Annotated in this window: 18 protein-coding genes; 11 read left to right on the top strand and 7 right to left on the bottom strand. The window is 28.9% G+C overall.

Annotated features, from left to right (window positions below; translation table 11 throughout):
- Window positions 1–109: 109 nt before the first annotated feature.
- On the bottom strand, window positions 110–496 hold the full coding sequence (locus Q0714_RS13730) for a hypothetical protein (protein WP_298266044.1): 387 nt from the start codon (window positions 494–496) through the stop codon (window positions 110–112).
- A gap of 155 nt (window positions 497–651) precedes the next feature.
- Here Q0714_RS13730 and Q0714_RS13725 point away from each other — a divergent pair, with 155 nt between their 5' ends.
- Window positions 652–1497 carry a universal stress protein gene (locus Q0714_RS13725; RefSeq protein ID WP_298266042.1) on the top strand — a complete coding sequence of 282 codons (846 nt, stop codon included), beginning with the start codon at window positions 652–654 and terminating at the stop codon, window positions 1495–1497.
- 12 nt (window positions 1498–1509) lie between these two features.
- On the opposite strand, the gene Q0714_RS13720 is transcribed toward Q0714_RS13725, so the two are convergent.
- Window positions 1510–2136, bottom strand: a complete 627-nt coding sequence (locus Q0714_RS13720; protein ID WP_298266039.1) for a hypothetical protein — start codon at window positions 2134–2136, stop codon at window positions 1510–1512.
- A 187-nt stretch (window positions 2137–2323) separates the two neighbouring features.
- Here Q0714_RS13720 and Q0714_RS13715 point away from each other — a divergent pair, with 187 nt between their 5' ends.
- The 8 genes from Q0714_RS13715 (at window position 2324) to Q0714_RS13680 (ending at window position 10052) form a co-directional block, all read left to right on the top strand.
- Window positions 2324–2530 carry a dodecin family protein gene (locus Q0714_RS13715; protein ID WP_298266030.1) on the top strand — a complete coding sequence of 69 codons (207 nt, stop codon included), beginning with the start codon at window positions 2324–2326 and terminating at the stop codon, window positions 2528–2530.
- Between the two features lie 251 nt (window positions 2531–2781).
- On the top strand, window positions 2782–3261 hold the full coding sequence (locus tag Q0714_RS13710; protein WP_298266078.1) for a glutathione peroxidase: 480 nt from the start codon (window positions 2782–2784) through the stop codon (window positions 3259–3261).
- A gap of 155 nt (window positions 3262–3416) precedes the next feature.
- Window positions 3417–4232 carry a 23S rRNA pseudouridine(2604) synthase RluF gene (gene rluF, locus Q0714_RS13705; protein WP_298266028.1) on the top strand — a complete coding sequence of 272 codons (816 nt, stop codon included), beginning with the start codon at window positions 3417–3419 and terminating at the stop codon, window positions 4230–4232.
- 51 nt (window positions 4233–4283) lie between these two features.
- Complete coding sequence (gene tgt, locus Q0714_RS13700; RefSeq protein WP_298266026.1) at window positions 4284–5414, top strand: tRNA guanosine(34) transglycosylase Tgt; 1131 nt, start codon at window positions 4284–4286, stop codon at window positions 5412–5414.
- Between the two features lie 19 nt (window positions 5415–5433).
- A complete protein-coding gene (locus Q0714_RS13695) occupies window positions 5434–6522 on the top strand; it encodes an LptF/LptG family permease (protein WP_298266024.1) in 1089 nt (362 codons plus the stop codon).
- Window positions 6509–7399 carry an EamA family transporter gene (locus Q0714_RS13690; RefSeq protein WP_298266023.1) on the top strand — a complete coding sequence of 297 codons (891 nt, stop codon included), beginning with the start codon at window positions 6509–6511 and terminating at the stop codon, window positions 7397–7399. The genes Q0714_RS13695 and Q0714_RS13690 overlap by 14 nt, the downstream gene beginning before the upstream one ends.
- Before the next feature lie 45 nt (window positions 7400–7444).
- Window positions 7445–8398, top strand: a complete 954-nt coding sequence (locus Q0714_RS13685; protein WP_298266021.1) for an acetyl-CoA carboxylase carboxyltransferase subunit alpha — start codon at window positions 7445–7447, stop codon at window positions 8396–8398.
- Window positions 8399–8498: 100 nt separating this feature from the next.
- Window positions 8499–10052, top strand: a complete 1554-nt coding sequence (locus Q0714_RS13680) for an NAD(P)H-hydrate dehydratase (protein ID WP_298266019.1) — start codon at window positions 8499–8501, stop codon at window positions 10050–10052.
- A 24-nt stretch (window positions 10053–10076) separates the two neighbouring features.
- On the opposite strand, the gene Q0714_RS13675 is transcribed toward Q0714_RS13680, so the two are convergent.
- From Q0714_RS13675 to porV, 4 genes are read right to left on the bottom strand one after another with little or no spacing between them, the layout of a single operon-like run.
- Window positions 10077–11141: a 3-oxoacyl-ACP synthase III family protein gene (locus Q0714_RS13675; RefSeq protein WP_298266017.1), complete on the bottom strand. Its 1065-nt coding sequence runs from the start codon at window positions 11139–11141 to the stop codon at window positions 10077–10079.
- Window positions 11142–11180: 39 nt separating this feature from the next.
- Window positions 11181–11564, bottom strand: a complete 384-nt coding sequence (locus Q0714_RS13670; protein ID WP_298266015.1) for a group III truncated hemoglobin — start codon at window positions 11562–11564, stop codon at window positions 11181–11183.
- The gene (gene cdd / locus Q0714_RS13665; RefSeq protein WP_298266013.1) at window positions 11564–12046 is read right to left on the bottom strand and encodes a cytidine deaminase; all 483 of its coding nucleotides are present in this window, start codon (window positions 12044–12046) and stop codon (window positions 11564–11566) included. Before cdd ends, Q0714_RS13670 begins: the two co-directional genes overlap by 1 nt.
- Before the next feature lie 17 nt (window positions 12047–12063).
- Complete coding sequence (gene porV / locus Q0714_RS13660; protein WP_298266011.1) at window positions 12064–13206, bottom strand: type IX secretion system outer membrane channel protein PorV; 1143 nt, start codon at window positions 13204–13206, stop codon at window positions 12064–12066.
- A 482-nt stretch (window positions 13207–13688) separates the two neighbouring features.
- Between porV and gldJ the strand changes: the two genes are divergently transcribed.
- Window positions 13689–15395, top strand: coding sequence for a gliding motility lipoprotein GldJ (gene gldJ, locus Q0714_RS13655; protein WP_298266009.1), 1707 nt, complete (start codon window positions 13689–13691; stop codon window positions 15393–15395).
- Window positions 15396–15458: 63 nt separating this feature from the next.
- A complete protein-coding gene (gene murF / locus Q0714_RS13650) occupies window positions 15459–16721 on the top strand; it encodes a UDP-N-acetylmuramoyl-tripeptide--D-alanyl-D-alanine ligase (protein ID WP_298266006.1) in 1263 nt (420 codons plus the stop codon).
- On the opposite strand, the gene Q0714_RS13645 is transcribed toward murF, so the two are convergent.
- Window positions 16707–17567 carry an N-acetylglucosamine kinase gene (locus Q0714_RS13645; protein ID WP_298266004.1) on the bottom strand — a complete coding sequence of 287 codons (861 nt, stop codon included), beginning with the start codon at window positions 17565–17567 and terminating at the stop codon, window positions 16707–16709. The two genes, murF and Q0714_RS13645, sit on opposite strands and share 15 nt — an antisense overlap.
- Window positions 17568–17573 lie beyond the last annotated feature (6 nt).

The raw sequence follows: 17573 nt of genomic DNA, 5'->3' as shown, positions 1-17573 counted from the left end.
ACTTTATTTATTTATTCATTTATTTATACAAAGGGAGTATTTATTTAAGATTTTTCAAATGACCAGTATCAATAAAAACGATGATAGTAGTTATTAAAAACACTTTCAACTACATATAGCTTGATAAAAAAGTGAAAAATTCTTTTTTTAAATCTCTATATATATGGCGTTGAACTTCCATTTTATTTCTAAACTCGATATGATTTTTAACTAGATGAATATCTAACAAATCTTTGCCTTGCTTTGTACTTTTGGATATATTAGTTTCATGAATATTAATTTCATTTTGAAGTTTATCAATGTTATTTTCTTGAAGTATAAACTGGTTTTGATAATGTTCTAATTGAGCTAACATTTCTTTATTTGTCCACCTATTTACTAACTCATCTAACCTTAAGTTGAATGATTTTAACTCATCTTCCCAAAATAATAACTCTCTCCTCCATAGTTTATGTTCAAAATGTAAATCTGAATTAAAAATTAACTCTTTTTTCATGACAGTAGTTTTATTTTTATTAAAATTATTGAAGAATAGAGTAGAAAAAAATGATCGTTATCATTCATAAAAGTTTTAAAATTGAGATATATCATTTAAATATGAGCATTACATTTTTAACTTTAAACAGTTACTAATTTAATACATCTTTTAAGGTGAAAACAATAGTATATGCAACCGATTTTTCTAGTAATTCAGTAGATGCTTTTAAATATGCATTAGAATTAAGTTCTAGGGTTAAGGCTAACTTATGGGTTATTCATGTTTTTGATATTTCTTCGTTAAGTTCTGATTTAAATGCTCCTTATTTGCTTCCAAGAGATGAGACTTATAAATACAAAAAAGCAACACTTCAAAAGTTTTGTTCAGATCATATGGATAAGAAACATGGTCTTAAAAAAATAAATACAGAGGTTGTTGAAAATGACTCAATTATTAAAGGGATTATCTCAAAATCTAAAGAAGTAAATGCTTCAGTGATTATAACGGGTATGAAAGGAAAAAATATTTTTGAAGAATTTATAATGGGTAGCACAACAAAACAATTAATTGAAAAAGCTCCTTGCGCAGTTTTAGCAGTTCCTGAAAAAAATACTTTAAACAAACTAGAAACTATCGTTTATGCAACCGATTTTGAACAAGAAGATATCATTGCAATTTCTAAACTAATAAAATTATTTAAACCTTTTAAACCAAAAATTAAAATTACCCACATTTCAACCAAAAATGAATATGACGGACAATTACAAATGGAGTGGTTTAAAGAAATTTTACTTCAAAAAATTCTATATGACAATTTAGAGTTTGATTTATTTTATTCTGATGATATTTTTGAAATTCTCAACATTTATTTAAAAGAAGTAAATGCAGATTTAGTAGCTATGCTAGAAAGAGAACAAATTGGATTTTTAAAAAAATTATTTCATAAAGACTTGGTTAAACGAATGGAATCACAAACCAAAATACCTTTACTAAGTTTTAATGAAGCTAATTATAAATAATAAATTTAATTGTTAATTTATCAAGTGTTCTTTTTCTAATTGTTTTATTACTGCCAAAGTATAATCATTAATCACCGTTTTCATAGATTGCGGATTTACTATATTAAACGCACCAACCCAAACCAACGATTTATTTTCTTCAACATTAATATTATAAATTGAAGTTTCAATATGATATACTTTGTACTCTTCATAATACTGAGGTGTAAAGTAAATATCTTGAAATCTAAAGTAATATCTTGTAAAGGGTGTCCAGTTGTAATTTAAATCATAAAAATTATCAGAGTATTTTCTTTTTTCTTCAACTCCTTTCAAAGTATTTATAATAACAGCGTCATAGCCTTTTGAATATAACCCTTTTATCAATTCATCAATTTCGTTTTCGGTTCTTTTAGTGCTCGTAAACATTTTATCAATTACTAACATACTTTCTTCTGCATTCATACCTCTATCAAGTAATTTTTTCTTTAATTTTTCTTCAAATAATTTCCGAGCTGTTAAATTATCCGTTATACCAATCACTAATATTTTATTAGGCTTAAACAACGGTATTTTATTATTTTTCCAACTATCCACAAATCTAGTTGATGAACACCCTAATAATATTAAAAAACTTAACGTGGCTATAATTTTTTTCATCTTCTTAGCTTTTATAAACTAAAATTAATGATTCCTTAAAGTAAGATGAATGATATGTATCAACAGTGTTTTTATAAAAATTTCACCTATTTATATTCATTAGAATTTTAAAAATTGAGTAATATCATTTCATTTTAATACAATGCGTTATAACTTGTTATTATTATTAATTTTAAATATTGTTATTATGTCCGTTTTAAAAGTCGTTGAAATATTAGGTAACTCAAATGTTAGTTTTGAAGATGCCGTGCAAAATGTAATTAATGAAGCAGCTAAAACCATTAAAAACATTAAATCTGTTTATATAAAAGAAATGCAAGCAACTGTAAACGAAAATAAAATTGTTGAATACAGAGTTAACACGAAAGTTTGTTTTGGTATAGTTGATGATTAATATTTAATTAATTAGATCTCTATCATAAAAATTTAGACTAAAGATATATGCAATATCCATATATCTTTTTTGTTTTCACACAAAATTAACAACCAACATCTAATAAGTTCTATTTTTTGTTTAATTTTAGTTTTGTTATAATTTTATTAAACAATATATAAATAATGATAAATTTAGTAAAAATTACAAGTATTTCAATAGCATCAATAATCACACTTTTAGGTACTTTTAATATAAAAAACACCTCAGTTATGAACCAAGAACAAACAATTTATAACTATAGCATTAATGATATTAATGGCAACACTATTGATTTTAACAAATTTAAAGGAAAAAAAATACTTATTGTTAATGTAGCTTCAGAATGTGGTTTTACCAAACAATATGCCGATTTACAAAAATTATATGAAGCTTATCAAGATAAATTGGTAATTATAGGAATTCCTTGCAATCAATTTGGAGGGCAAGAGCCAGGAAGTTTATTAGAAATAAAAACGTTTTGTCAACAAAACTATGGTATTACTTTTACACTTACCGAAAAAGTGGATGTAAAAGGAGCAAATCAACACCCCATTTATAATTGGTTAACCAAAAAAGAAAATAATGGTAAATTGAGTTCTTCTGTTAAATGGAACTTTCAAAAATATCTAATTGATGAAAATGGAAAACTAATTGATGTCTTTTACTCCATTACAAATCCTATGAGTTCTAAAATTACTAAACTCATATAATTAGTGGCTATTTATTAAATACATAAAATTCACCTACCAATTTAAAAGAAATTTTTGATTACAGATTTAAAGCAATTGTAAAAATACGGTGAGTATAAAACTTCTTAAAACTAAAAATTGATATTATTTAGTAACTTCGCGGCTTTAAATAGCTTATGGTGGAAAAATCAAATGATAATTCAATAAACCTAAATAAATACATTAGTAGTACAGGCATTTGTTCTCGAAGAGATGCTGAAAAATTAATTATTGAAGGAAAAGTAACTATCAATGGAAAACCTACACAATTAGGGAATAGAGTTTTTGAAGGTGATATTGTAAAAATTAATGGACAACCCCTAAAACAAAAACCCAAAACACTATACATTGCTTTAAATAAACCTGTAGGTATTGTTTGTACAACAGATTCAAAAGAACGTAAAAATATCGTCAAATTTATCAATCACACGGAAAGGCTCTTCCCTATTGGAAGATTAGATAAACCTTCTGAAGGATTAATATTTTTAACAAACGATGGAGACATTGTAAATAAAATTTTACGCGCTGGTAACAACCATCAAAAAGAATATATAGTTACGGTAAATAAACCCATTACAGAAGAGTTTATACAAAAAATGAGTCATGGAATTCCAATTTTAGGAACCATTACAAAAAAATGCAAGGTTGAAAAAGTAAATCAAAATACCTTTAAAATTGTATTAACCCAAGGGTTAAATCGTCAAATTAGAAGAATGTGTCAATATTTGAATTTTGAGGTTACCAAACTACAACGTACTAGGATTATGAATGTAAGTTTAGGTACTTTAAAAGTTGGAGAATGGAGAGAATTGACGTCAAAAGAAATGGGTATTATAAACCAAATGCTAGCTGATTCTTCCAAAACAGAAGAAGTCTCAAAAGACACTTTTAAAAAGAAATTTACTTCACCAAATAAAAAAAAATTCCATTCAAAAAAGAAAAAGAAACGTTAAGCTTTAACTTTATTTTTTTTCAAACCAACCTATTCAGTATCTTTGCCGACTATGCAATTTGAATTAAAAAATAAAGATGCTCAAAGCAAAGCAAGAGCAGGAGTTATCACAACCGATCACGGCACTATTGAAACACCTATATTTATGCCAGTAGGTACAGTTGGAACCGTAAAAGGTGTCCATCAAACTGAACTTAAAAATGAAATCAATCCTGATATTATTTTAGGAAACACTTATCATTTATACCTCCGCCCACAAACCAAAATTTTAGAACAAGCTGGTGGGTTACATAAATTTATGAATTGGGATAGAAATATTTTAACCGATAGTGGTGGTTACCAAGTATATTCACTTTCTCAAAGAAGAAAAATTACCGAAGAAGGTGTTAAATTTAAAAGTCATATTGACGGATCATACCATACGTTTACTCCTGAAAACGTAATGGAAATCCAACGCAGTATTGGTGCAGACATTATTATGGCATTTGATGAATGTACACCCTACCCTTGTGAGTATAACTACGCCAAACGTTCAATGCATATGACACATAGGTGGTTAAAGAGATGTGTTACACATTTAGAAAAAACACCTTATAAATATAACTACAGTCAAACCTTATTTCCAATTGTACAAGGAAGTACTTATAAAGATTTAAGAAAACAATCTGCAGAGTTTATCGCTTCAGTTGAAGCCGAAGGAAATGCAATTGGAGGGCTTTCAGTTGGGGAACCTGCTGAAGAAATGTATGAAATGACAGAAATTGTAACGGCGATTTTACCTGAAGACAAACCACGATATTTGATGGGAGTAGGAACTCCTATCAATATATTAGAAAATATTGCGCTTGGAATTGATATGTTCGACTGTGTAATGCCAACAAGAAACGCTCGTAATGGAATGCTTTTTACAGCACATGGAAGCATTAATATTAAAAATAAAAAATGGGAAAATGACTTCTCGCCTATTGATGAGATGGGAATTACCTTCGTTGACACTATGTATTCTAAAGCTTATTTACGTCACTTATTTGCTTCAAAAGAACTTTTAGGAAAACAAATAGCTTCCATCCATAATTTAGGTTTTTATTTATGGTTGGTTCGTGAAGCAAGAAAGCATATATTAGCAGGAGATTTTACCGAATGGAAAAACCGTATGGTAAAACAAATGGACAAACGTTTGTAATTATACTTAACCTTTTAAATTGAGAATACTAGACAAATACATATTAAAAAAATATTTAAGTTCATTTGCATTGGTATTAGTATTGTTAATTCCTATAGCTATTGCCATTGACGTTTCTGAAAAAGTTGATAGATTTTTAAGACATGCCGATTTATCGGTAGGTGAAATTATAAGAGATTACTATGTAAACTTTGTAATTATTTATGGGAATACGTTTATGCCTTTAGCTTTATTTATTGCTGTGATTTTTTTCACATCCAAATTGGCTGGAAATACAGAAATTATTGCCATTCATTCTGCAAAAATATCTTTTACTCGCTTTCTAAAACCTTATTTTATAGGTGCAACACTAGTAACCTTATTTTCACTATTTATGAACCATTTTGTGGTTCCTAGTAGTAATAAAATTTTTGAAGAATTTAACAGAACGTATTTAAAAAAGAAAAAAATAAACGATACCTATTTAACCAATATTAATTTACAACTAGGTCCTAACGACTATATTTTTTTAAAGAATTATAGAGTCGAAAATAATACTGGTTATTTCTTTACCTACCAAAAATTTGATGGTATAAAACTTAAATATAAACTCTCATCCAACAACATTAAATGGAAACCAAATGATAGTACTTTTCAGCTGTTAACATATACTAAAAGAACTATTTTAAAAGATAAAGATATTATTGAATCAGGTACCAAATTAGATACTACTTTTAATTTTACACCAAAAGATTTAGTAAATGTAGATTATATGGCAAAGGAAATGAATTCTGTAAAATTAAATGAATTTATTAAACAATCACGAGAAAGAGGTATTGGAAATTTAAACACCTATTTAGTAGAGTTTCATAAAAGAACTAGTTTACCTATATCTTCCTATATCTTAACCTTTATTGCAGTTGCGCTAGCAGCTAAAAAAAGACGTGGTGGAATGGGTGTAAATTTAGCAATTGGTATATCCTTAATGTTTATTTATGTTTTTTTCCTTAAAATTGCTGAGGTATTAGGGGCTGGAGCCGATACTAATTCATTTTTTATGGTATGGCTACCCAATATAACGTTTGGAGGCTTAGCTATATACTTATACTTTAAAAATGCTAAAAACTGAAATTAAAAATTATCTCCACCTCCATTTTATAGTTTTTATTTGGGGGTTTACTGCAATTTTAGGTGCACTAATAAGCATTAATGCAATACCTTTAGTATGGTACAGAATGTTATTTGCTGTAATTTTTGTACTTATTTATTTTTTATTAAAAAATAAAAATTTAAAAATCACTCCTAAAGCAATCATTAAATTTTTTATTAGCGGTACAATTATAGCTCTGCATTGGATTGCTTTTTTTACAGCTATAAAAGTTTCAAATGTATCTGTTGCATTGGTTGCTATGAGTACTGGAGCATTATTTACATCACTTATTGAACCTATATTTTTTAGAAGAAAACTAATTTTTCTTGAGTTATTATTTGGTCTTATTGTGATCTCTGGTCTTTACTTAATTTTTAATGTTGAAACGGAATATACACTTGGAATTATTTATGCATTAATTGCTTCTTTTTTATCTGCTTTATTTACTGTATTAAATGGATTATTTATAAAACAGTACAATGCTGATACTATTTCATTTTATCAATTATTATTTGGTGTTGTTTTTATTACCATTTATATTTTTGCTACTTCAGGATTTACAATTAAAGATTTCAGCTTAAATAAAACAGATATTATTTATCTATTTATACTCAGTAGCATTTGTACAGCATATGCTTTTATAGCTTCAGTAAAAATAATGAAATATTTAACTCCATATACTGTAATGCTCACCATTAATTTAGAGCCCGTTTACGGGATAATCTTAGCAGTTTTAATCTTCGGTGAAAAAGAAAAAATGAGCCCTCAATTTTATATTGGAGCACTAATTATATTATTTACTGTAGTGATTAATGGAATTTTAAAAAATAAAAATAAACAAAAATTAACCTCTTAAAATTAGAAGTTACTATATTTGTAGTTACATCCAAACCTAAAAATTATGGAATATTTAGATTTTGAATTACCAATTAAAGAGTTAGAAGAACAATTAGATAAATGCCAACTAATTGGTAAAGAAAGTGATGTTGATGTAACTGAAAGTTGCAAAAACATTGAAAAAAAACTAATTAAAACAAAAAGTGATATTTATAAAAATTTAACTGCTTGGCAAAGAGTACAATTATCTCGTCATCCAAACAGACCTTACACTCTAGATCATATTAACTATTTAGCTGGAAACACTTTTATGGAACTTCATGGAGATAGAACCGTAAAAGATGACAAAGCAATGATTGGAGGTTTAGGTAAAATTGGAGATCAATCATTTATGTTTATTGGACAACAAAAAGGGTACAATACTAAAACACGCCAATATAGAAATTTTGGAATGTCAAATCCTGAAGGATACAGAAAAGCGTTAAGGCTTATGAAAATGGCAGAAAAGTTCGGAATTCCTGTTGTAACTTTATTAGATACCCCTGGAGCATATCCTGGTTTAGAAGCTGAAGAACGTGGGCAAGGTGAAGCAATAGCCAGAAATATTTTTGAAATGACTAAATTAAAAACTCCAATTATTACCATTGTTATTGGTGAAGGTGCCTCTGGAGGTGCTGTAGGAATTGGTGTTGGAGATAGAGTTTATATGATGGAGAATACTTGGTACACAGTAATATCTCCTGAATCTTGCTCATCAATTTTATGGAGAAGTTGGGAACATAAAGAAGAAGCTGCTGAAGCACTGAAACTTACAGCTGCCGATATGAAAAAACAAAAATTAATTGACGGCATTATCAAAGAACCTCTTGGAGGTGCACATTACGATCGTGAAAATGCCTTTAAAGAAGTTGAAAAAGCCATTATCAAAGCATATAAAGAATTAAAAGATTTATCTGTTGATGAACTTATTAAACAACGTATGGATAAATACTGTAATATGGGTGTTTATAAAGGCTAAAAAATATTAAAACATAAAAATAACCGCTAGTTTTAATTTCTAACACTAATATTGTTGAAAATAAGCTAGCGGTTTTTAATTTTAATCAATAAAACTACCAATGTATATTCTCAATTCAAAACAACTAAAAGAAGCTGACAATGCCACCATAAAAAGCAAAGGGATAACTTCTATCTCATTAATGGAACATGCTTCTATACTTTGTTTTCAATGGCTACATCAACGATTACAAGGTCAAAATATACCAATTCATGTATTTTGTGGTATTGGAAATAATGGAGGTGACGGATTGGTAATTGCAAGGCATTTGTTGCAACATGGATATCATGTAAAATGTTATGTTGTAAATTTTAGCGATAAAAGAACTGATGAGTTTTTAACAAATTACAATCGTTTAAAAGAACTTGGAGAGTGGCCACAAATAATTAACGGTGAAAGTGACTTTCCTAGGGTAGATTTTGAAGATATTGTTATTGATGCTATTTTTGGAAATGGATTAACTAGAAACCCAAAAGGCTTTACTAAAAAACTGATACAATACATCAATAGCACAAAAGTATTTTCATTAGCAATTGATTTTCCTTCTGGATTATTTTCTGATAAATCTGTAAATGATAAAAGTACAGTTTTAAAAGCAGGTCACGTATTAACATTTCAAACACCTAAATTAGCTTTTTTACTTCCTGAGAATAAAGATTATTTAAACACTTGGGAAGTCATTGATATTGGTTTAGATCAAGAATTTATTGCCAGTCTTCAACCAAACATACATTACATTTTAAAAGATGATATTTTACAATTATATAAAACACGTAATAAATGGGATCATAAAGGAGATTTAGGTCATTCACTATTAATTGGTGGCAGTTTTGGTAAAATAGGCGCCATTTCTTTAGCTTCTAAAGCAGCATTAAAAATTGGTAGTGGATTGGTATCTATTTATTTACCTAAATGTGGTTATTCAATTGTTCAAACAGCAATTCCAGAAGCAATGGTAGAAGTGGATAGTGACCAAGTTTTAACTTATTTTAATTTTAAAACTAAAGCAACAGTTATAGGTGTTGGACCTGGCATGGGAACAGCTGAAAAAACGGTCAAAGGTTTTGAAAACTTTTTAAAAGAAAATCAGTTACCATTAGTTGTGGATGCCGATGCCATTAATATACTAGCCGATCAAAAAGAATTGATTAACTTTTTACCAAAAAATTCTATTTTAACCCCACATCCTAAAGAATTAGAACGATTGATTGGAGTTTGGGAAAATGACTTTGATAAACTGAACAAAACCATTGAATTTTCTATAAAACATCAAATTATAGTTGTTATAAAAGGCGCACATACTGTAATTGTAGATAAAGAAAATTTGTATGTAAATTCAACAGGAAATCCCGCATTAGCTACAGCTGGAAGTGGTGATGTATTAACAGGAATAATAACAGGGCTTATTGCCCAAAAATACGAGCCTTTAAACGCTGCTATTTTGGGTGTTTACTTACATGGAAAAACAGCCGATATTGCCATAGAAGAAACTGGTTATGAAACATTTACAGCTTCTAATATTTTAGATTATTTAGCCGATGCCATTTTAGATTTATTCAAAGAAAATCATACTGAAGAAAATAATGCTTCAGAAACTGTTAATGAAGAAAAATAATTTAACACAAAATATTTATAAATCTTAATACCTATAAACTATAGCATTAATATTCATACCTGCACCCACAGATGCAAAAATTACAACATCACCTTTATGAATTTCTTGTTCTTCTATTTTTCCGTTTTTCACCAAATCAAATAAAGTAGGCACTGTTGCTACAGAACTATTTCCCAACTTATGTATACTCATTGGCATTACATTTTTTGGAACTTTTGTTTTAAATAAACGATAAAAACGTTTTATAATAGCTTCGTCCATTTTTTCATTTGCTTGGTGAATAAAAACTTTTTTTACTTCAGAAATATCAACTCCACTTTTATCAAGTGCTTTTTTCATTGCTAAAGGAACATTTGATAACCCATATTCATAAATTTTTCTTCCGTGCATTTTTATATACCGCGTATCAGTCTTATCATTTTCATTGTATGATTTACCAAAAAATAAATAATAACACTCATCAAGTGTATTGGTTTGAGCAGCATGACTTAAAATTCCAGTTTCCTGATTACCTTCTACAGCTTCTATTACACAAGCTCCAGCACCATCAGAATATATCATCGAATCTCTATCATTATCATCCAATACTCTTGATAAAGTTTCCGTTCCTATAACTAAACATTTTTTAGCTATTCCTGATTTTATATAGGCTTCTGCCTGAATAACTCCTTGTACCCAGCCAGGGCATCCAAATAAAATATCGTAAGCTACACAGTTAGGGTTTTTAATTCCTAATCTAAATTTTACCCTAGAAGCTAAACTTGGTAAAATATCACTTTGTGTAGTTTTGCTATTAACATCTCCAAAATTATGTGCTAAAATGATATAATCTAGCTCTTCTTTATCAATTTTAGCATCAGCAATTGCCTTTTCAGCAGCAAAAAAACCTAAGTCAGAAGAATTCAATTCATCTGAAGCATAGCGCCTTTCTTCAATACCTGTAATTGCTTTAAATTTTTCAATTACAACATCATTTTCGTATTGAAATGACGTGCCATCCGAATTTAAAAATTGGTGGTTTAAAAAATCTTCGTTTTTTTTAATTATTGTAGGTATATAACTTCCAGTTCCTGTTATTACTGATTGCATTTTCATTATAAATAATTAGTTTGCAAATTTAAAAATGAATTAGCTATTTAGCTCAGAAATTTTAATTTCCATTACGGTGGCTATCGATTGTGCTCTGGATTTAATTGTAAAACTATTTTCACCTTCATAAAGCTCATCTACAGCACTATTAAAACTTGATAACCAGCGCTTAAAGTGTTTAGATTGAAATGGTTTTTTCGGTTGTAATTCTAGGTGAGGTTGCATAGCATTTTTACGATACCCACCAGTATAAAATAGAATATTTTCCCAAAAATCTACTAATACTTGTAAATGTGGCTCTAGTTTTTTAGGATCTTCAAATTCAATGAAAAAATGATGCATTTCGGCATCATTTAATAATTTTACGTAAAATAATTTTACAAGTTGGTAAAGATCATTTCTGTTTTCAATATCTTTTTTCATTATAAAAATGATTTATCAAAAGCAATCGGTAATAAATCTAAAAGAGAATTTGTTTTAATAACTTTTCCAACTTCACCCATAAAAAACACCTCTATTTTATTATCTTGTTTAATTTCGTATTCCGATAATGTTTGTCTGCAAGCACCGCAAGGAGCTACTGGTTCTTTTGTTATTTGGGTTGATGAACTTGCCGATATGGCCAACTGAATTACTTTTGAATTTGGGTATTCAGACGATGCTTTCCAAATAGCAACTCGTTCAGCACACATACCAGATGGGTAAGCTGCGTTCTCTTGATTATTTCCTGTAACTACTTTTCCGTTATCTAATAATAATGCTGCGCCAACCTTAAATTTGGAGTAAGGTGCGTAAGCATTTCGCTTAGTTTCAATTGCCTTATTCATTAATTCTTGAACAGAATATGGCAATTCCTCTACTGAATCATAAACAACAATTTGAGTTTTAATTTCAACATTTTTCATTAAACTATTCTATATTTTTAATTTACCTCAAACAAGTCTCCAAAATCAAAAGATAAAGAAAATCGAAGGGTATTTTCTAAAGGATTATTAATATCTGAAGCATTAAACAAATATGAAATATCTAATCTAGTACTTTTAAATTTAAAACCTGATCCAATAGTAAAGTATTTACGTGCCCCTTTTAAATCACTTTCATTAAAATACCCTGCTCTTATGGCAAAAGCATTGTCATACATATACTCCGCTCCTAATCCCCAAGTAAATTCTTTTAACTCTTCACTAAAACCATCTGGCGCATCACCAAAAGATTTGAAAATTCCACTAAAAAAACTAACATCTTCCTGTACATAAGGAGGCTGATTATTATCATTCACAGAAATACTTGGAGTTGGAACTAACAATTTATTAAATTCTAAATTTAGACTTAGTTTGTTATAATTGTCTAAAATAAAATCGAAGCCTCCACCAATTTTTAAATTCGTTGGAATAAAGTTTTCCTTACCATCATTTGAATAGGAAACTTTTGGCCCAATATTAGATATATTGAAACCTCCTCTCCAAATTCCATTAAAATTTCCATAGTTTGCTTCGTTGGACTGAAAATAACCTGAAATATCTACAGAAAATGTATTTACTGGGTTTATGGTAGAATTTGCTGACTCTATCCCTAAATCAGAACGAATATAACGTAAAGTTACCCCCATTGAATACATTTCACTTAACTTTAATGAATAGGAACCATCTACTGAAAATTCGTTTAATTTTTCGGTTCCTTCTGGTGCTCCATTAATATCTGTTAAATCTATTTGCCCCAAATTAAAATATTTTAAACTTGCTGCCCAAGCACTTCTTTCATCTATTCTATTAGCAAATGAAAACCCGCCCAAAAAAACATCGTTCGTTAATTCACGAAGCCAAGGTGTGTAAATTACACCCACTGAAAATTGCGAAGGCATAAATGCCATTTTAGAAGCATTCCAATGCTGTGAAAAAGCATCAGGAGAGGTTGCTACACCAATGTCTCCCATACCTCCTGCCCTAGCATCTGGGGCGATTAATAAAAACGGAGCTGCAGTTGTTATTGGGTTGGGATTATCTTGTGCATTTATGTTTGAAAATGCAACAAAAAAAGTAAGGGTAATTATTAAAATTTTTCTCATTAATTGTGTTAGTTTTAACTTAACAAATATCTTAAATAATATTGACGTATAAGTGCTTTTTTTATTTTTTATCTATATTTTTAGCATTTAATAACTTGACAAAATTCCATTAAAAAACGACCCAATTTTTCGATTAAAAAAATAGGTATAATACTTACTAAAACTATGTTAATAAATAAACGTTTCTTCAGTTATTATATTGTTTAAATTTAAATTAAATCAAACGCATAAAAATAATAAAGCCTCATCTTTAAGAAATAACTCTTGTTCCAAATTAAATTCAAAAATGATAAAAACTACCAAATATTAAATTTCTCTTATTAAAATTCAATGCTGTTTTAAAGTAGCTTCAACTTCTCATATAATAAATAGCTAAAACATACGTTATTGAAACAGTACGAAAGTATTTTATTAAAATAATTTCTTGTAAAAAAATTAATTTAATGTAAATTGCGAAAAAATAAAACCCTAATGAGTTTAAAATGAACTTTAAAAATTTAATTAATATTTCTAAGTTAACAATCTTATCACTAGTTACTATTGTATTGGTGAGTTGTCATGATAGAACATCAAGAAATAATACCTCACTTACTGGATGGACTTCAAAAGATAAGAAAATGGGTGGTTTTTCTGGACCAACTAAATATAAAGGTCAAGAAGCTCCTCCTGGCATGGTTTTAATTGAAGGTGGATCTTTTACCATGGGACATGTTCAAGACGATGTATTATTTGATTGGAATACGACTCCTAACAAACAACAAGTTCGCTCGTTTTATATGGATGAAACAGAGGTTACAAATTCAGAATACTTATTTTATTTAGATTGGATGGAACAAGTATTTCCTCCTAGTGATCCAAACTACGAACATATTTATCAATCAGCAGTTCCAGATACTTTAGTTTGGAGAGATGTACTTGGTTTTAATGAACTGTTAACTGAGAATTACCTACGTCATCCTGGGTATGCAGATTATCCTGTTATTGGAGTTAGCTGGATTCAAGCCAACCAATATTGCAAATGGAGAACTGATAGAGTTAACGAAAAAATTTTAATGGATAAGGGAGTACTTCAACCTCTTTTTAAATTGGAAGATGCAGAAGTTAAAGGAAAGAATAACTTTAGCACAGATACTTATTTAACAAATCCTGATTTAGTTTTTGATGGCAATCAGGCTATTTATAAAAAAGGACTACCTGAAAACAAACCTCGTGCTAAGGGAGATCCAAAACCTGCTAGAGGTGAATTTACAGGAAGGCATGTAAAAATTTCTGATGGAATCTTATCCGCTAAATTTAGATTACCAACAGAGGTAGAATGGGAATATGCAGCAAAAGCGATTGTTGAAGATAGAGAGTATAACAATACAAGAGGAAGAAAAAAATATGCTTGGAGCGGAAAATACACCCGAAATAAATCTAAAAGATACAAAGGAGATCAATTAGCCAACTTTAAACAAGGTAAAGGTGATTATAGTGGTGTTCCTGGTTGGAGTAATGATGGTGCTGATATTACAATTGCAGTAAAATCTTATGATCCAAATGCTTTTGGGCTTTATGACATGTCTGGAAACGTCGCTGAATGGGTTTCAGATGTTTACAGACCAATTATTGATAATGATGCTAATGATTTTAATTATTTTAGAGGTAATATTTTTACTAAAAAAATGATTGATGCTGAAGGGCAGGTTGTTATTGCTGACGATGTTACAGTAGAATTTGATACCTTAGATAATGGTAATTTAGTTCCTAAAACACTTCCTGGAAGTGTAAAATATATGCCAATCTCGAAAAGAGATGCTTATATGAGAAAAAATTATGATAAAGCATATAATGTAGATGCCAAAGATGGTGAGTTAGCTTCAACAAAGTATTATGCACAAGATGAAGAAGAATTAGATGTTAAACCGAGAATGTATAACTCGCCAATAAAACCTAAAGAAATTGGTGAAAGTGGTTTGATGAAACAACAATATGATACAGAAAAAAGAACAACTTTAATTAGTGACAAAGCTAGAGTTTATAAAGGTGGATCTTGGAAAGATAGAGAGTATTGGTTAGATCCTTCACAAAGAAGGTATTTACCAGAATATATGGCAACTAACTTTATTGGTTTTAGATGTGCAGCTGATAGAATAGGTCCAATGACTTACAAAAGAAGAAAGCCTACAACCACAAAAATTAGATACTAAAAATTAAAAAAATTATATTATCTACCTCACTGATATATCAGTGAGGTTTTTTTATATTTAATTATGAATATTGAACAATTATATAAGTTATATAGTGAAAACTATTTAGTAGACACTGACTCGAGAAAAATAAGAAAAGGTAGCATCTATTTTGCCTTAAAAGGAGAAAATTTTAATGGAAATAAATTTGCTCTTCAAGCCATTAAAAGTGGAGCTTCTTACGCTATTGTTGATGAATCAGAATATAATAACTCTCCGAATACTATATTGGTTAAAAACACCTTAAAAACATTACAAGAATTAGCTAATTTTCACAGAAAGCAGCTTAACATTCCTATACTATCATTAACAGGAAGCAATGGAAAAACCACCACTAAAGAGCTTATAAATTCAGTATTATCAAAAAAATATAAAACAACTGCAACTTTAGGAAATTTAAACAATCATATTGGTGTGCCTCTTACACTTTTAAAAATGACACCTGAAACGGAAATTGGAATTGTTGAAATGGGTGCAAACCATATAAATGAAATCGAGTTTTTATGTAAAATAGCAGAACCAAACTATGGTTATATTACCAACTTTGGAAAAGCGCATTTAGAAGGATTTGGAAGTCTTGAAGGTGTTATTAAAGGAAAATCTGAACTCTATAATTTTTTAAAGAAAACCAACGGAACAGCATTTGTAAACACTGATGATAAAATTCAAGTTAAACAATCTGTTGGCCTACATTTAATTGAATTCAATAAGGCTATGATTCAATTTATAAATGCATTGCCTTTTGTTAAAGTTAAATTTAAAAAACTTATTATTGAAAGCAATTTGATAGGGAGTTATAATTATTACAATATTGCTGCTGCAATAGCAATTGGAAATCATTTTAAGGTAACCACTAAAGAAATTAAAAATGCTATTGAAAATTATTTACCAACAAATAATCGATCTCAAATTATAGAAAAAAATACTACTAAAATAATTTTAGATGCTTACAATGCAAATCCTAGTAGTATGACTGCTGCCTTAGAAAACTTTAATCAAATTACAACTAGCAACAAAAAAATTGTAATTCTTGGAGATATGTTTGAGCTGGGTGAAACAAGTTGGGTAGAACATCAAAAAATAGCAGAATTGGCTAGTTCATATAACTTTTCAGAAATTCATTTAATAGGAAAGGCATTTTCTACAACAACTGTAAAAAATGCCTTTGTTTATGAAAGCTTTGACGCTTTCAAATGTTCAATCAATTATTTAAATTATAATAACTCTACAATCCTTATTAAAGGATCCAGAGGTATGGCTTTAGAACGAGTATTAGACTTGTTCTAATTTTAGTTTTTTTCTATGATATTCAATTAAACCATCAATGGGTCTTTGTATTATATTTCCAAGCTTTATCATATGATACCTTGCCACATCTTTTATAATATCTTGAGCAAAATATGCTATAGATCCTACAAAATGTACGGGTACATGTTTAGATTCAGGGAAAGGTAAAATTCTATTTTTAAAAAAGTCTTTCATTCCTTTATGAAGTACTTTATTGAAATAACAGTTTCTTTCACTTCTCAACATAAACTCTGCAAAATGCGCTAAATAGGTATTTGGATTTGGCTCTTTATAGATATTTCTTTTAATGGTATCAGCATCTAAATTAAAGTCCTTTTCAAACTTTTTGGCTAAATCACTCGGCATTTTATGGTAAAAGTAGTCTCTAATCAATTTTTTACCAAAATAATTACCACTTGCTTCATCCATAACCACATATCCTAAAGAAGGAATTCTACAATCTACATTTTCGCCATCAAAATAACTACTATTAGATCCTGTCCCTAAAATACAAACCAATCCTGGTTCATTTGTAACTGCAAAAGTTGCTGCATAAGTATCTTCTTTTACATCAACTTCTGCATTTTTGAAAAATGATTCAAATATAGCTTTCAAAAGTGCCGTTGGTTTTGGTGTTCCACAACCAGCTCCATAAAAATAAACATTGGTAATTTTATCTTTATAATTAACTAAATCTTCATTTTCATTAATTCTAGTAATTAATAAATCTTCACTGAAAACCGCAGGATTCAATCCTTTTGTTCTAGTTTTAAGCACTTGATTTCCTTCTTTATCAAGTAAAATCCAGTCTGCTTTGGTAGAACCTCCATCTGCTATTAGAATCATTTTTCT

It is taken from the genome of uncultured Lutibacter sp. (genome assembly GCF_947493565.1).
Classification (GTDB): domain Bacteria; phylum Bacteroidota; class Bacteroidia; order Flavobacteriales; family Flavobacteriaceae; genus Lutibacter; species Lutibacter aestuarii.
This window is presented reverse-complemented; position numbering and strand designations above follow the sequence as displayed.